Genomic DNA, 15,056 nt, shown 5'->3' on the forward strand with positions numbered 1-15,056 from the left:
CGGCCTGAAAAAATGAAGGCGCCGGTGGCTCTCGAGGCGTTCATACGGATCGTCGTCTCGGTTCACTGACCAGCGACGACTCCTACCGGGTGGACGGGGGTACGAAGGGACCGTCTCAAAATCCCTTGCCGAGCATCTCGCGGGCGATGATGTTCTTTTGAATTTCGGTGGTTCCCTCGTAGATCTGGGTGATCTTGGCGTCGCGGTAGAACCGCTCGACGGGAAAGTCGTTGACGTAGCCGGCGCCGCCGTGGATCTGGACGGCTTCGTCGGCGACCTCGACGGCGATTCGGGAGGCGTACTCCTTGGCCATCGAGGCGAGTTTCGTGATGTCTTCGCCCTGGTCGACGTTCCAGGCCGCCTTGTACGTCAGGTTGCGGGCGGCCTCGGTGTTCGTCGCCATCTCGGCGAGTTTGTGCTGGATCGCCTGGAACTCCGAGATCGACTTGCCGAACTGTTCGCGATCCTCGGCGTACTCGAGGGCCGCTCGTGTCGCACCTTTGGCGATGCCGACGCCCTGTGCGGCGACGGCGGTTCGAGTCTCGTCGAAAAACTGCATCTGTTGCATGAAGGCGGCGTCTCGCGTTCCGATCAGGTTCTCCTCGGGGACGCGGACGTCGTCGAAGACGAGTTCGGCGGTATCCGAGGCGCGAATGCCCAGCTTGCCGGTGATCTTCTCGGCGGAGAAACCGTCGCGATCGGATTCGACGACAATCTGGCTGAAGCCGTTGTAGCGGCCCTCGGCGTCGGGGTTCGTCTCACAGAGGACGACGAAGAAGTCGCCGATGGAGCCGTTGGTGATCCACATCTTGTTTCCGTTGATGACCCACTCGTCGCCGTCTTTCTCCGCGCGCGTCGACACCGAAGAGACGTCCGAGCCGGTATCGGGTTCGGATATTGCCGCGCCCGAAATTTTCTCACCGAGCGCAACGGGCTCGAGGAAGCGTTCTTTCTGGTCTTCGGTGCCGAAGTTCATGATCGCCTCGCAGCCAAAGGACGTCGAGACGATACAGAGCGCGATGCCGGGATCGTACGCGAACAGTTCCTCGGTGATGATCGCCGTATCGAGGATCGAGTAGCCGGCGCCGCCGTACTCCATCGGGATGTAGGCGCCGGTCAGCCCCATCTCGGCGGCCGCGTCGACCACGCCGTGGGGGTAGGTCTCCTCGACGTCGTGTTCCCCTGCGACGGGGACGATCTCGTTCTCGGCGAACCGCTCGACTTCCTCGCGGATCTGTCGTTGTTCGTCGGTGAGGCCGAACTCCATAGTCGATCGTTATCTAGCACTCGATAAAGACCTTTGTAACCAGATATGAACTTAATTGTAGTTTTTACAACAAGATAGGGAAACGTTCAAACGGGTTCCCATTGCATATTCGTCCATGGAGTTAGAAGATATCAACACCGTCGCAGTTCTCGGCGCGGGGAATATGGGCCACGGTATCGCGGAAGTCGCCGCGATGGCCGGATACGACGTGAATATGCGCGATATCGAGGAGGAGTTCGTCCAGGACGGCTACGAGAGCATCGAGTGGTCGCTCGACAAACTCGCCGAAAAGGATCGTCTCTCCCGGGACGAAGCCGACGCGGCTGTAGAACGCGTCACGCCGCTCGTCGACATGGAGGAGGCCGTCGCGGACGCGGACTTCGTCATCGAGGCCGTCCCCGAACAGATGGAGATCAAAAAGGACGTCTACGGCGAACTCGAGTCGGTCGCACCCGACCACGCGATCTTCGCGACGAACACCTCGAGCCTCTCGATTTCGGAACTCGCCGAGGTGACGGAGCGGCCCGAGCGATTCTGTGGGATGCACTTTTTCAACCCGCCGGTCCGGATGCAACTCGTCGAGGTCATCTCGGGTGAACAGACGGCCGAGGAGACCCTCGAACTCACCGAGGACCTCGCCGAGGAGTTCGAGAAGACGCCGGTTCGCGTCCACAAGGATTCGCCCGGATTCATCGTCAACCGCATTCTCGTCCCGCTGATGAACGAGGCCTGCTGGCTCGTCAACGAGGACGAGGCGACGATCGCGGCGGTCGATTCGACGACCAAGTACGGAATGGGGCTTCCGATGGGGTCGTTCGAACTCGGCGATCAGGTCGGCAACGACGTCAGCTACCACGTCTTAGAGTACATGCACGAGGTGCTCGGCGAGGCGTACGAGCCCGCACCGCTACTCGAGGAGAAGGTTCGAAACGAGGAACTCGGGAAGAAGACTGGCAAAGGATTCTACGATTACGAGGACGGACCGGGTGTGGAGATTCCCTCCGACGAACAGTCCGATCTCGTCGAGGCACGTCTGCTCGCGACGATGGCGAACGAGGCCGCCAAGCTGATCGGCGGCGACGTCGCGCCCCCCGAATCGATCGATCAGGCGACCAAACTCGGCGCCGGTTTCCCCGACGGGCCGGTCAAACTCGTCGACGACTACGGCGTCGCCGACCTCCACGAGACGCTCGAGGAGGCCTACGAGGCGACCGGTCACGAGCGCTACGCCCCGTCGGAGTACCTTGCCGAGCGCGCCGAGGAGGGCGGGTTCTACGACGTCGACGAGGAGGAGACGACCGACTTCGAGACGATCCGCATCGAGTACCCCGGTGACAGGGTTGGCCACGTCGTTATCGATCGACCACACCGGATGAACACGATCAGCGGAGAGTTGCTCGAGGAACTCTCGGCGGCGATCTCGACCCTCGAAGCCGACGACGAGGTTCGTGCCATCGCGCTCACCGGCGAAGGTGGAAAGGCGTTCTCCGCCGGTGCGGATGTCCAGAGCATGGCCGGGTCGGGTGCGGATCCGATCGAGGGACAAGAGCTCTCGCGGAAGGGGCAATCGACGTTCGGCGAACTCGAGGCCTGTGATCTGCCGGTCGTCGCCGGCATCGACGGCTACTGTCTCGGCGGCGGGATGGAGCTTGCGACCTGTGCAGACCTCCGCGTGGCGAGCGAACGCTCCGAGTTCGGCCAGCCGGAACTCGATCTGGGACTTATCCCCGGCTGGGGCGGAACCCAGCGACTCAGTCGAATCGTCGGCGAGGGTCGAGCCAAAGAGATCATCCTCACCGCCGATCGGTACGACGCCGAAACGATGGAGCAATACGACTTCGTCAACGAGATCGTCGACAACGACGACCTCGAAGCGCGCACGCTCGCGCTCGCGTCGGATCTCGCTTCCGGTCCGCCGATCGCCCAGAAGTTCACGAAACGCGCGATGCTCGCGGGACGAGACGACGTCAACGCCGGCCTCGAATACGAGGCGTCGGCGTTCGGTCACCTGATGGCGACGGACGATCTAATGGAAGGGATCACCGCGTTCATGGGTGATCACGAGCCGGAGTTCGAAGGGAAATAATCCGTTACCCGAACACCGCCGACTAACTGTTCGATAAAATAACGAAAGCCACCGATAAATAATTCCAAATTGATATGTGATTATCGAAGGAATGGCTAATTGAATTTCGATAAATCATAGATATGTTGATAACTGGTCGCGAGATTTATCACCCAGAGGTACCATTGGTGTCCCGTGGCTCTAATCGATGAAGAGAACGGAGGGGGTTCCCAGTGAGTGACGAGCTGGACGTGCTCGTCGTTGACGACGAAGCCCGTCTCGCTGATCTGTTTGCCACGTGGCTCGAGACCGAGTGGGCCGTCGATACCGCCTACGACGGCGAGGAGGCACTCGAGAAGATGGCGGACTCGATCGAGGTCGTCCTGCTCGACCGTCGGATGCCGGGCCTATCGGGCGACGACGTCCTCGAGGCGATCCGCGACGACGGATACGACTGTCGCGTCGTGATGGTGACTGCGGTCGATCCGGATTTCGACATCATCGAAATGGGCTTCGACGACTATCTCGTCAAGCCCGTCTCGAAGGACGAACTCCTCGAAATCGTCGACGAGGTTTCGAACCGATCGGAGTACGAGTCGGACATCCTCGAGTACTACGCGCTCGTCTCGAAGAAAGCGTTACTCGAGTCCGAAAAGGCCGACCGAGTCCTCTCGACGAACGAGGAGTATCAACAGCTTCGCGAGCGTATCGAAGACCTCGAAGAACGAGTCGACGACAGCGTCTCCGGCCTCTCGAGTCACGACGACTTCGTCGGCGCGTTCCAGGATATTCAGCCGGAGAACTGATCGTCGAACCGGAACTCGAAGCGCGCCCCTCCGCTCTCGCCCTCTGCGGCGGTAACCGACCACCCGTGGCCGGTAGCGACCTCTCTGACGATCCAGAGCCCGATGCCGAGTCCATCCGACGACGAGGAAATTGACGGATCGAACAGTTCTTCGCGGATCTCCTCGGGAATCCCCGTTCCATCGTCCTCGACGTAGAACCCGCGTTCTTCTCCCTCGAGCGAGCCGATCCTGATCGACAGCGGTGACTCTCCTTTGGCCGTTTCGGGTTCGGTGCCGTCCTCGCGTGTACCGACGTGTATACGACTCGACGAGCCGTGTTCGACGGCGTTGCGGAACAGATTCTCGAGCAATCGAAGCAATCGCGGCCTGTCGGCCTCGATCGTCATCGTCTCGTCGATCGCGAGGGTCGCATCCTCCGTCGAGACGTGGTTCCAGGCGTCGATCGCGACGTCCTCGAACTCGACCGGTGCCGTCTCGGCCGCCCACTCGCCGCCGCGAGCGATCGCGAGAACGTCCTCGACGATCGATTCCATCCGATCGAGGCCGCTCCGGACGCTTTCGACGTGCTCGAGCGATTCCGTCTCCTCGATCACGTCGAGATACCCCTGTGAGACGCTGAGCGGGTTTCGAAGGTCGTGGCTGACGATCCGCGCGAACGCATCGAGGCGTTCGTTTCGCTCCCGGAGCTTTCGTTCCCGGAGCTTTCGCTGGGTGATGTCACGGATGACGCCCACCGAGCCGAGAAACGTCTCGTTGCGAACGAGTACGGCGATCTGTACCTCGCAGGGGATCCTCTCCCCGTTTTTGGTCTCGAGCGTTACTTCGATGGTGTCGGTCGTCTCCTCCCCGTCGTCTTTGAGCAACGATGCGACCGTCTCCTCGCCGGCGTCGACGTCCTCGTCGTCGATCAACAACGAGACGTGCTCGCCGAGCAGTCCTTCCCGCCTGTAGCCGGTGATCTCGACGAGCGCGTCGTTGACGGTCATGAGATGGCCCTGGTCGTCGGAGACGTACATTCCGTCTCCCGCCGTTTCGACGAGGCGTTCGTACCGCTGTAGCGCGCGCTCGCGCTGTTCGAGTTTGCCGTGGACCGCGATCGTCTCGAGGACGTAGGAGGCGGCTTCGGCGACCGATCGGATGGTCTCGCGTTCGGCCGGTGACAGTGTCTCGAGTCCGTAGACGACGAGCAGTCCGTACAGTTCGTCGGACGTGGCAAGCGGTGCGGCGGCGACGGCCTCGACTTCGCGACCCAGCGCGTTTTCGCCGAACGGGACGGCGTCGGGATCGTCCTCGAGCGGTTGCTGGATCTGCAGGTCCCTGCTTCGAATCACGCCCTCGAGCAGTGGATGCTCGTCGTTTCCGATCGCGAACGTCCGCCCGAGTCGCCAGTCGATCTCCGTGGACGCGGTGAGCCACGGAACGATCTCTCGCTCGCCACGGTCGTACTCGCCGACCCACGCGAAGAGGAATCGGTCGTTCGCGGTAAACGATTCCCGGAGCACTCGCTCGATGGTGAGCGGCGATCGGACGTCGACCAGCTGTCGTCGCACGGTTCCGACGATCCGGTCGACGTCGTCGGGCAACGGCTCGCGATCGTCGGGAGCCGTCGGTTCGCCAGTGGTATCGTCTCGCTCTTCACGTTCCTCGGAAGCGCCCGTGGCGTCGTCGGTCGACGAGCCGTCGGCCTCGATGTGGGCCGTCACGACGTCGGCGAGTCTCGTCGCGGACTCCCCTTGCTCGGACTGGGCGACGACTTCACTCAGGACGGCCACCGAATCCGCCCCCTCCCCGTCGCCCCAGTGGACGAACGTCGGAACGCCCGGCGCCTCGGAATCGACGGCATCGACGACGTCCGGGACGTTCTCGACCGTCACCGCATCCACCAGGACGGCGTCGATCGTCTCCGCTTCGAGACGGGCGACGGCTTCGTCCGGTCGCTGGGCGATGACGACGTCGACGGGGGCGTCGGTCAGCGAGAGCGTAACGGACGCACGCGTCGCCCGGTCCGTGCTGACACACATGACGCGCGGTCGGCTCATTGTCGTGTCCCTCTCCACCGGCCCGTCAGTCGCGGTCCGGCGTCTCTGGAAGATGGTTCTCGTCGGGACGGATTGTTCTTTCGGCACACGAACGGATCCGCCGATCGCAGGCGAGGTGGTCCGCCGATCGCAGGCGAGGTGGCCCGCTGATCGCAGGCGAGGTGGCCCGCTGATCGCAGGCGAGGTGGTCCGTCGACCGGCGGATGGTCGTCTGTGGCTCACCTCACGTCTGCGGGAATTTCGCTACGACCCCTGTCGGTAGATCAGGTTCCGCTGGATCTCGTTTGCCCCCTCGTAGATGACCGGAATGCGTGCGTCGCGGTAGACGCGTGCGATTCGTCGCCGATCGAGAACCGATCGGCCGCCGTGGAGTTGCATACTGCGCTCGGAGACGTCGACGGCCGCTTCCGTCGCGTTCGTCTTGGCCAGCGCCGCCCAGTAGCCCGCACGGTCGCCTCGAGCGACGTTTTCACAGGCTCGCCAGGAGAGCGCTCGAGCCCGCTCGAAGTCGATCAGCATGTCGGCGAGGGCGTGTTGAACCGCCTGAAACTCGTTGATCGTCCGGCCGAACTCCTCGCGGTCGTGGGTGAACGCCCAGGCTTCCTCGATGGCGGCCGCGGCGAGGCCCAGCCCGTGGCCGGAGACGACGACCCGCCCGTGATTGAAGAACTCGGCGAGCATCCAGAAGCCGGCCCCCTCGGTGCCGATCAGGTTCTCCTCGGGGATCCGGCAGTCCTCGAACGTGATGTGTGCCTGCTTCGAGGCACGCATCGCCATCTTCTCGGGGATGTGTTCTGCCTCGTAGCCGTCGGCGTCGGTCGGCACGATGAACATCGAGTGGTTGCCGTACCGATTGGTTTCGTCGTCGCCGGTTCGGGCGTAGAGGGTGATCCAGTCGGCTTCGACGCCGTTGCCGATCCAGTATTTCTCGCCGTTTATGACGTACTCGTCACCCTCTTTTTCGGCGCGGGTTTCCATCCCGGCGAGGTCGCTTCCCGTCTCGGGTTCCGATACCGCAAGCCCCGAGAGCTGGTCGCCCTCCGCGACCGGTCGGACGTACTCCGCACACTGCTCGTCTGAGCCGTAGTCGTAGGTAATCTCACAGCCGAAACTTGCCAACTGGAGGGTCAGGGCGATGCCCGCATCAGCCCGGTAGAACTCCTCCGTGACGGCGAGCAACTGCGGGAGGTCGAGTCCCCGTCCGCCCCACTCCTCGGGAATGTCTTGTGCGACGAGTCCGGCGTCCTGGCCCGCCTCGAGGATTTCGTGGGGATACTCGCCCGACTGGAAGTACTCGCGGGCGTTCGGTTCGACGTGCTCCTGGGCGAACTCGCGGGCCTCGGCTTTGACCTCGCGTGCATGCTCCGGGACGATGCCGTCGTCGAGCAGGTTCATGTCTCTTCGCTCCACACGAAGGGGAATATAGGCCGGGGTCGGTTCCCACACTCTCGAGCGTGAATTCGAGAGACGGTCGTCACCCGCGGACTCGACGTTCCCGATCGGCCACTGGGTCGGCCTCGTGGCGCAGTCGCCAGACGTCCCAGGCGACGTCACAGACGACGTGGACGTAGAGGACGACGCCCGTGAGAATCGCGAACGCGACGCTCTCGAGTGCGAGTAGCGGAACGAGGACGCCGACGATCACCAGATGACTCAGTAAGCGAGAGAGGACGCCGACGTCGCCGCGGTCGAAGATTCGATGCTGGTCGACGACCGCCGCGATCGGGTTGGCGAGGCAGAACCGCACCGCGGCCCAGTCGCCGGTCTTCACGCGGGCGATGAGAAAGTGATCGAGGTCGACGAACACGCCGAGAAGCGTTCCGTAGACGACGACGGCGAGGGCTGGAACGGCGTAACCGAAGAGGGAAAACGGCGCGAGGACGTAGACGAGAACGCTCGAGACGACGAGCGAGATCGCCGCGTGGTGTGTCGAGTAGATCGCTGATCACCCGCTTACGACGACGACACCGATTCACTAATACGGTCCGCTGGACCGAGAGACCGACTCGGTGCGCGTCACCCGGCGAATCCCGAGAGGAGCCACTCGCCGCCGTCACCGTCGTCGTCGCCGATGCTCGGGGCGCTGACGAGGACGAACGCGCTCTCGTCGTCGCCGTTGTGGATCTGTCGAGTCGACTTGGGTGGGATCCAGAGCGCGTCGCCGGTCTCCATCTCGACCGGGTCGTCGTCGACGACGACCGTCGCCTCACCTTCGATCAAGACGTACACCTCCTCGTGGTCGTTGTTCGTGTGATCGTGTGCTTTGCTCTTCCAGCCCGGATCACAGCGTGCCACCGTCACGCCGACCTGTTCGGTCTCGAGCGGATCGCTGAGAAAGTGCATCGCACTCGAGACCTGATCGACGTCCTCGTAGTTCACCTTCCGGTAAGACATACGGTATCCTTCGGCGGGACGACAGTAAAACTACGCGTTCCGCCACGAGCGCTGTCCCGAAGCAACGTCCGCCTCGGCACAGTTCGCCGACGGCTATCCGTTTCCTCGGCCGCGTCGATGCGCGGGCTAACAGTGATCGCAGTCGCAATCTTCGCCACACGAACAGACCGAGTCACACGTACACGCTGGTTCACAACAGACTGACATTGGGAATCGATGTGTATTCGTTTCGACGACGACAAAAGTGTTGTGCTAACGAATGACGTGAGGTTACTATCGCATCAGTGATCCTGTGAGATCGGATCGAAGTCGTCGACGGGGATCACGGAGTAATCGACGGTGAGTGCGTCCTTGGTCGCACGAATCTTGCCGACGAACGTCGAAATATCCTCGAGGTCGCCCTCGAGGACGAACAGTTCCATACAGTAGTGGTCGCCGACGTGGCTGTGGAAGTTCGAGGCGACGAGTTCCTCGTGTTCGTGACGCAGGTGCATCATGCGTTCTTCGACGCTCGTCGTCTCGTAATCGAACAACACCGTGACGATGCCCATCAGCTCACGGTCCTCGAGTCGGGTGTCCTCGAACTCGCCCAAGAGATTTCGCGATGCTTCCCTGACGACCTCGCTTCGACCGGTGTAGCCGTGCTCTTCGGCGAACTGGTCTAACCGCTCGAGGAGTTCGTCGGGCATCGAGACGCTTACGACTGCCATATAATAACTCAGTGGAACAAAACTATTAAGCCTTATCATCGAACGGCCGATAGACCGTTATCCAGCACGCCGAATGTCGCGAAAACGTCGGAGTTGGCCGCCGATCGGCCACACAAGGTTTTGTTCGTGGGACCCGAGGGGTGGGTATGCTCATCCCACACCGGACCTGGCCGGAACTCGGAGACGCAACCGAGTCCGTCGCCGTGGTCCCGATCGGCTCGACCGAACAACACGGGCCACACCTCCCCGAGGGAACCGACTCCCTCATCGCCGAGGCCCTCGCACGCGAAGCGAGCGATCGAACGGGCCACCTCTGTACGCCGACGCTTCCGATCGGCGTGAGCAGTCACCATCGACAGTTTCCCGGAACGATGTGGGTCGAGCCGCCGATGTTTCGCGACTTCGTCGAGAGCTTCACACGAAACCTCACCACACACGGAATCGATCGAGTCGTCTACGTCAACGCCCACGGCGGGAACGTCGTCCACCTCCGTGAGGTTGGCCGGCGACTCCACCAGGACGAGACCGCCTTCGCCATCGAGTGGATGTGGAACGAGTCGATTCCCGACCTGATCGACGACGCGTTCGAGGTAACCGGCCCCCACGGCGGACCCAAAGAGACCGCGATGATCATGCACATCGCTCCCGATCTCGTTCGGACGGGTCGACTCGAGGACGCCCGCGACGGCGGGGCGACGTTCGAGTACGACGCCGAACGCGTCCACGGGGCGACGACGTTCTACGATACGATCGAACACAGCCCGAACGGCGTCTTCGGCGACCAGACCGACGCGACTCCCGAGATCGGCCGACAGCTGTTCGAGGCCGCGACGGACCAACTCGAGGCCTTACTCGAGTGGCTCGAGGAGCGTCCGCTCGAGGGGCTTTTTCCCGACCCAGACCTCGAGCCCGATTCCGCGCCGTAGTCGATCCGTGTGGTCGGTTGGTTCGGTGGTGTCCCCGACTGACGCTGGACTTATGGCGCTGAGTGGCCTGGCTCTTCCATGAACGACCGGGCACCGACCTCGGAGGCGGGGTTGTGGGCCGAACGCGGTCCCGTGGCGAGCGAGTGCGACCGAGCGCTTCGGGGAGCGATCGACGGCGGAATCGTCCAACTCGACGGGCGTGGTCGGATCGTCGCGGTCGACGGAGCGTTCCTCGAGTTGGTCGGACGCGATCGAATCGACGTCGTCGGCGAACCCGCCACGGCGGTTCTCGCCGAACCGGACGTCGATCGATTCGACGACGCGATCCGTTCGCTCGAGGACGATGGCGGATTGGCACTCGATGTCGACCTCGAACACGCCGACCGACCGACGGTTTCGACCACGTGTCGGCTTCGATCGATCGGATCCGACGGAAGCGAAGACGGCGCCGTCGCGATCTTCCGTGAACGCGAGTCGATGGCGTCGGAACCGAACTCGAACCGATCGACGAGTGCCGGGTCCGAATCGATCACGACGATCCTCGAAGACGCCGAGATCGGCGTGTTCGTTCTCGACGACGAGTTCGACGTGGCGTGGACGAACGAGGCCGCAGAGCGCTACTTCGGATTCGACCGATCGGACGTCCTCGGACGGGACAAACGGCGGCTGATCGACGAACTCGTTCGCCACCGTCTCGAGGAACCGGAGACGTTCGCCGACACCGTCTGTGCGACCTACGACGACAACAGCTACGTCGAACGCTTCGAGTGTCGCGTAACGCCCGGCGACGGTCGCGAGGAGCGGTGGCTCGAACACCGGAGCAAGCCGATCGAGTCGGGGCTCTACGCCGGCGGTCGGATCGAACTCTACTACGACGTCACCGATCAGCGCCGGCGCGCGTACCAGCTTCGGCGCCTGCACGAGGCGGTCGCCGAGTGGCTCGAGGGAGATTCGCGCGAGGCAGTCGCCGAACGGGCAGCCGTCGATATCAGGGACGTTCTCGGACTCGAGATCAACGGCATTCACCTCTATCAGCCGGAGACCGAGCGACTTCGGCCGGTCGCAGTCTCGAAGCCGGCGGCCGAGTTGTTCGAGCAAATCCCGGCGTTCGGGGAGGGCGAGGGGATCGCCTGGCGCGTCTTCGAGTCGGGAGACCCCGCCGTCTATACGGACGTTCGAGCCGATCCCGACGTCTTCAACAGCGAGACGCCGATCCGAAGCGAGATCTGTCTCTCGCTGGGCGAGCACGGAGTCGTGACGATCGGCTCAGAGCAACGAGGCGCGTTCGACGACGCCGATCTCTCGATCGCGAAGATCGCCGCATCGAGCCTCGAGGCGACGTTCGATCGCATTCGCCACGAGCAGACGATCGAACGAGAGCGGACACAGACCGAACAGCTCCTTCGGATGGCGCCCGCCGCGATTACGGTCGAGGACGACGACGGCGAGATCGTTCTCACGAACGAGCGGACTCGGAACGTCCTCGGAATCGAAACTCCGGCGAACGGCGACGGTCGATCCGAGCCGCGGCCGCCGCTCGAACTCGAGGTGTACGACGTCGGCGGCGATCCACTCGATCCGGCGGAGACGCCGTCGACGCGCGTCAGGCGGACCGGCGAACCGGTATTCGACGTCGAACTATTCGTCGAGGGTAACGCTGGTGACCGGACGTGGCTGTCGGTGAACGCGGCGCCGCTTTTCGATGCCGACGGCGAACTCGACCGCGTCGTGACGGTCAGTGAGGACATCACGACGCGAAAGGAACACGAACGGCGACTCGAGCGCAAGAAGAGCGAACTCGAGACGGAGCTAAGCGAGATCCTCGGGCGGGTCTCGGACGCCTTCTACGCGATCGACGAAGAGTGGACGTTCACCCACATCAACGACCGGGCGGCGGAACTCGTTGGCCACCCGGACGGTGACGTCCTCGGCCGGAAAATCTGGGACGTTCACCCGGACGACGATGGGACGATTCGCGAGCAGTTTCACCGGGCGATGGCGAGCCAGAAACACGTCGAGTTCGAGGCCTCGGTCGACGCGGTCGATCGCTGGTTCGAGGTCACCGCTTATCCCTCCAAAACCGGCCTCTCGGTGTATTTTCGCGACGTCACCCGAAGAAAAGAACGCGAGCGGGAGCTGTTGACCTACGAGACGATCGTCGAGACCGTCGAAGACGGAATCTACGTGATCGACGAGTGCGACCGGTTCACCGCCGTCAACGAGGCCTACGCGGAGCTTACCGGTTACGCCCCTGGCCAACTGCTCGAGGAACACGTTTCGATCGTCGCCGACGAGGAAGTGGTGGCGCTCGCTCGAACGACCGCGGCGAGTGAGGCGGACGACTCCACCATCGAGGCCGAACTCGAGACCAAAGGCGGCGATCGCATTCCGATCGAAGCGACGGTGACGACCGTCGCGGATGGTCTCGAGAACGGCGCTCAACGGGTCGGCGTCGTGCGGGACATCACGGAACGAAAGGCGAGACGGCAACAGCTCGAGGAGTCGAACGAGCGCCTCGAGCAATTCGCCTACGCCGCCTCACACGATCTCCAGGAGCCGTTACGGATGATCTCGAGTTACCTGCGGCTGATCGATCGGCGGTACGGCGATCGCCTCGACGAAGACGGCCAGGAGTTTCTCAACTACGCGGTCGACGGCGCCGATCGGATGACGGAGATGATCGAGGGGCTCCTCGAGTACTCGCGCGTCGAAACCCAGGGCGATCCGCTCGAGCCGACTGACCTGGAGGCCGTCCTCGAGGACGTATTACAGGATCTCCAGTTTCGAATCGCGGAGTGCGACGCCGAGATCACCGCTGAACCGCTCCCGACCGTCCGCGGAGACCGCGGGCAGTTGCGCCAGGTCGTCCAAAATTTGCTCTCGAACGCCCTCGAGTACAGCGGCGACGATCCGCCACAGGTACGTATCCGGGCGGAACGGTCGGGATCGGAGTGGGTGATCTCGGTCCGGGACGACGGTGTCGGGATCGAGTCCGCAGAGACCGACAGAATCTTCGAAGTGTTCCAGCGACTCCACAGCCACGAGGAACACGCCGGGACGGGAATCGGTCTCGCACTCTGTCAGCGAATCGTCGAACGCCACGGCGGTCGAATCTGGGTCGATGCCGAACCGGGTGAGGGCTCGACATTTTCGTTTACCGTTCCCGCGGTCGGTCGGGCGAACGCGTGACGGCTCGTCGCGTGGCCGGCCTACGAAACCAGCCTCTCGGTAGAGTATCGGATCGCGTTTTCGAGAGGGACGTCCCTTCGGTCCTGCGTCGAGGCCCTTCCCGCCCTACGCGAGGAGGTTCACGCCTTACGCCGGATACGTGTCGCCCCATGGACGAAGCCGTTCGAAGACGGCGCTCGCGGTGATAACCGTCTCGTCGTCGAAGCGGTCACCGACGAGTTGCATCCCGACCGGGAGACCGTCTTCGTCGAATCCAGCCGGGATCGACGCCGCCGGATGGCCGGTGAAGTTGAGCGGATAGGTCAGACACCAGCCGATCAGCGGATCGACTGACTCGCCGGCGACGTCGGTCGCCCCGACCGTACTCCCCTCGCTCGCGTTCTCGACCGGCCCCGTCGCGAGCGTCGGCGTCACGAGGAGGTCGTAGGACTCGAGCGCACTCGAGATCGCGTCGTAGATTTTCGTCCGAACGTGATCGTCCCGCTTGTACGCACTCACGCTGATATCCCTCGTTCGATCGAGGAGGTCGACGAACGCCGGCGTGAGTTCGTCGCGGTGGTCGCCCACGAGGTCGATACCCTGGTCGGCGAATCCCTCCACCTGGGACTGATACAGCATGCCGATCTGGCGAAGCCACAGCGACGATAGCTCGTTCTGTGTGGTGTCGATGCTCAGTTCGACCTCCTCGACGGACGCACCGGCTTCCTCGAACGCGAAGACGGCGTCGTCGACCACCTCGCGAACGCGGGGTTCGACCGGGAAGACGTCGAACTCCGGAACGTACCCGATTCGAAGCCCACCGACGCCACTGCGGACGGCCTCGAGCAACGGCGGATCGGTGTTCGGTACGCTCAGGGGGTCGCGCTCGTCGTAGCCGGCCATCATGGCGGTCATCAACGCCGCGTCCTCGACCGTTCGTGTGAGCGGCCCTGAGAAAATAAACGGCGTATGCGAGAGGAAGGCATCGGGTCGCGTCGACTGCGGAACGAGCCCGTAGGTGGGTTTGAATCCGTAGACACCACACCAGGCCGCGGGAATGCGTATCGAGCCGCCGCCGTCGGTTCCGGTGGCGATCGGGACCATCCCGTCGGCGACGGCGGCCGCGCTCCCGCCCGAGGAGCCACCCGCGTTTCGATCCGGATCGAACGGCGTGCTGGTCGGACCGAACAGACCGTTGTCCGTCGTCCCCTTGTGACCGAACTCGGGAGTGTTCGTCTTCCCGACGACGATCGCGCCCGCGGCCTCGAGACGGGTGACCTCGGTCGCACTGTCGGTCGGCACGTACTCGGCGAGTGGCTTCGAGCCGAACGTCGTCCGCACGTTGGCGACGGGCACGAGATCCTTGATCCCGACGGGGACCCCGTGGAGCGGACCGAGCGCGTCACCGTTCTCGACGGCCCGCTCGGCTTCTCTCGCACGATCTCGCGCGTGTTCTGCCGTCACGGTGACGAACGCGTTACAGCCGTCGTTTCGCTCGTCGATCCGCTCGAGACACGCTTCGACGACGTCGACCGGCGACCGGTCGCGGTGTCTAATCTGGAAGGCGAGTTCGACCGCAGAACGGTAAGACATAGGCGACATACGACGGCACCGAGCATTAAGCAGGAGCGTAAACCGGCACCGACGGGACGAGGGTTCGTCTCGGTTCGGTCCCACCCCG

General features: G+C 63.3%; 11 protein-coding genes. 4 read left to right on the plus strand and 7 right to left on the minus strand.

Translation table 11 applies throughout. From position 1 onward, the window contains the following. Nucleotides 1–115: 115 nt before the first annotated feature. Entirely contained in the window at nt 116–1,267 is a 1,152-nt protein-coding gene (locus tag AB7C87_RS00240) for an acyl-CoA dehydrogenase family protein (RefSeq protein WP_369727386.1), read from the minus strand. 115 nt (nt 1,268–1,382) lie between these two features. Between AB7C87_RS00240 and AB7C87_RS00245 the strand changes: the two genes are divergently transcribed. Next, nucleotides 1,383–3,353 (plus strand): 3-hydroxyacyl-CoA dehydrogenase/enoyl-CoA hydratase family protein, encoded by a 1,971-nt coding sequence (locus AB7C87_RS00245; RefSeq protein WP_369727387.1) that lies wholly within the window; start codon nt 1,383–1,385, stop codon nt 3,351–3,353. Between the two features lie 212 nt (nt 3,354–3,565). Beyond that, on the plus strand, nt 3,566–4,138 hold the full coding sequence (locus tag AB7C87_RS00250) for a response regulator transcription factor (RefSeq protein ID WP_369727389.1): 573 nt from the start codon (nt 3,566–3,568) through the stop codon (nt 4,136–4,138). Here the strand turns inward: AB7C87_RS00250 and AB7C87_RS00255 are convergent. From AB7C87_RS00255 to nikR, 5 genes are all read right to left on the minus strand, one after another. Next, on the minus strand, nt 4,123–6,177 hold the full coding sequence (locus AB7C87_RS00255) for a PAS domain S-box protein (RefSeq protein ID WP_369727391.1): 2,055 nt from the start codon (nt 6,175–6,177) through the stop codon (nt 4,123–4,125). The genes AB7C87_RS00250 and AB7C87_RS00255 overlap by 16 nt on opposite strands. Nucleotides 6,178–6,420: 243 nt before the next feature. Then, nucleotides 6,421–7,572, minus strand: a complete 1,152-nt coding sequence (locus AB7C87_RS00260; protein WP_369727392.1) for an acyl-CoA dehydrogenase family protein — start codon at nt 7,570–7,572, stop codon at nt 6,421–6,423. Nucleotides 7,573–7,651: 79 nt separating this feature from the next. After that, nucleotides 7,652–8,092 (minus strand): hypothetical protein, encoded by a 441-nt coding sequence (locus tag AB7C87_RS00265; RefSeq protein ID WP_369728364.1) that lies wholly within the window; start codon nt 8,090–8,092, stop codon nt 7,652–7,654. Nucleotides 8,093–8,193: 101 nt separating this feature from the next. Further along, complete coding sequence (locus AB7C87_RS00270; protein ID WP_369727394.1) at nt 8,194–8,571, minus strand: cupin domain-containing protein; 378 nt, start codon at nt 8,569–8,571, stop codon at nt 8,194–8,196. A 281-nt stretch (nt 8,572–8,852) separates the two neighbouring features. Beyond that, nucleotides 8,853–9,281, minus strand: a complete 429-nt coding sequence (gene nikR / locus AB7C87_RS00275) for a nickel-responsive transcriptional regulator NikR (RefSeq protein ID WP_369727396.1) — start codon at nt 9,279–9,281, stop codon at nt 8,853–8,855. 146 nt (nt 9,282–9,427) lie between these two features. On the opposite strand from nikR, the gene AB7C87_RS00280 reads away from it, so the two are divergent. Then, on the plus strand, nt 9,428–10,207 hold the full coding sequence (locus AB7C87_RS00280) for a creatininase family protein (protein WP_369727398.1): 780 nt from the start codon (nt 9,428–9,430) through the stop codon (nt 10,205–10,207). Between the two features lie 78 nt (nt 10,208–10,285). Next, the gene (locus AB7C87_RS00285; protein WP_369727400.1) at nt 10,286–13,396 is read left to right on the plus strand and encodes a PAS domain S-box protein; all 3,111 of its coding nucleotides are present in this window, start codon (nt 10,286–10,288) and stop codon (nt 13,394–13,396) included. A 126-nt stretch (nt 13,397–13,522) separates the two neighbouring features. Here AB7C87_RS00285 and AB7C87_RS00290 read toward each other — a convergent pair whose 3' ends face one another. Continuing rightward, on the minus strand, nt 13,523–14,968 hold the full coding sequence (locus tag AB7C87_RS00290; RefSeq protein ID WP_369727401.1) for an amidase: 1,446 nt from the start codon (nt 14,966–14,968) through the stop codon (nt 13,523–13,525). Between the last annotated feature and the right edge of the window lie 88 nt (nt 14,969–15,056).

Origin of the sequence: Natrarchaeobius versutus (genome assembly GCF_041205745.1) — an archaeon.
Lineage (GTDB): Archaea > Halobacteriota > Halobacteria > Halobacteriales > Natrialbaceae > Natrarchaeobius > Natrarchaeobius versutus.

What these genes read in the sequence shown, in the direction of transcription:
- nikR (WP_369727396.1), bottom strand. Translation starts at nt 9,281, where the DNA reads ATGGCAGTCGTAAGCGTCTCGATGCCCGACGAACTCCTCGAGCGGTTA.
- AB7C87_RS00240 (WP_369727386.1), bottom strand. Translation starts at nt 1,267, where the DNA reads ATGGAGTTCGGCCTCACCGACGAACAACGACAGATCCGCGAGGAAGTC.
- AB7C87_RS00255 (WP_369727391.1), bottom strand. Translation starts at nt 6,177, where the DNA reads ATGAGCCGACCGCGCGTCATGTGTGTCAGCACGGACCGGGCGACGCGT.
- AB7C87_RS00245 (WP_369727387.1), top strand. Translation starts at nt 1,383, where the DNA reads ATGGAGTTAGAAGATATCAACACCGTCGCAGTTCTCGGCGCGGGGAAT.
- AB7C87_RS00270 (WP_369727394.1), bottom strand. Translation starts at nt 8,571, where the DNA reads ATGTCTTACCGGAAGGTGAACTACGAGGACGTCGATCAGGTCTCGAGT.
- AB7C87_RS00290 (WP_369727401.1), bottom strand. Translation starts at nt 14,968, where the DNA reads ATGTCTTACCGTTCTGCGGTCGAACTCGCCTTCCAGATTAGACACCGC.
- AB7C87_RS00260 (WP_369727392.1), bottom strand. Translation starts at nt 7,572, where the DNA reads ATGAACCTGCTCGACGACGGCATCGTCCCGGAGCATGCACGCGAGGTC.
- AB7C87_RS00285 (WP_369727400.1), top strand. Translation starts at nt 10,286, where the DNA reads ATGAACGACCGGGCACCGACCTCGGAGGCGGGGTTGTGGGCCGAACGC.
- AB7C87_RS00280 (WP_369727398.1), top strand. Translation starts at nt 9,428, where the DNA reads ATGCTCATCCCACACCGGACCTGGCCGGAACTCGGAGACGCAACCGAG.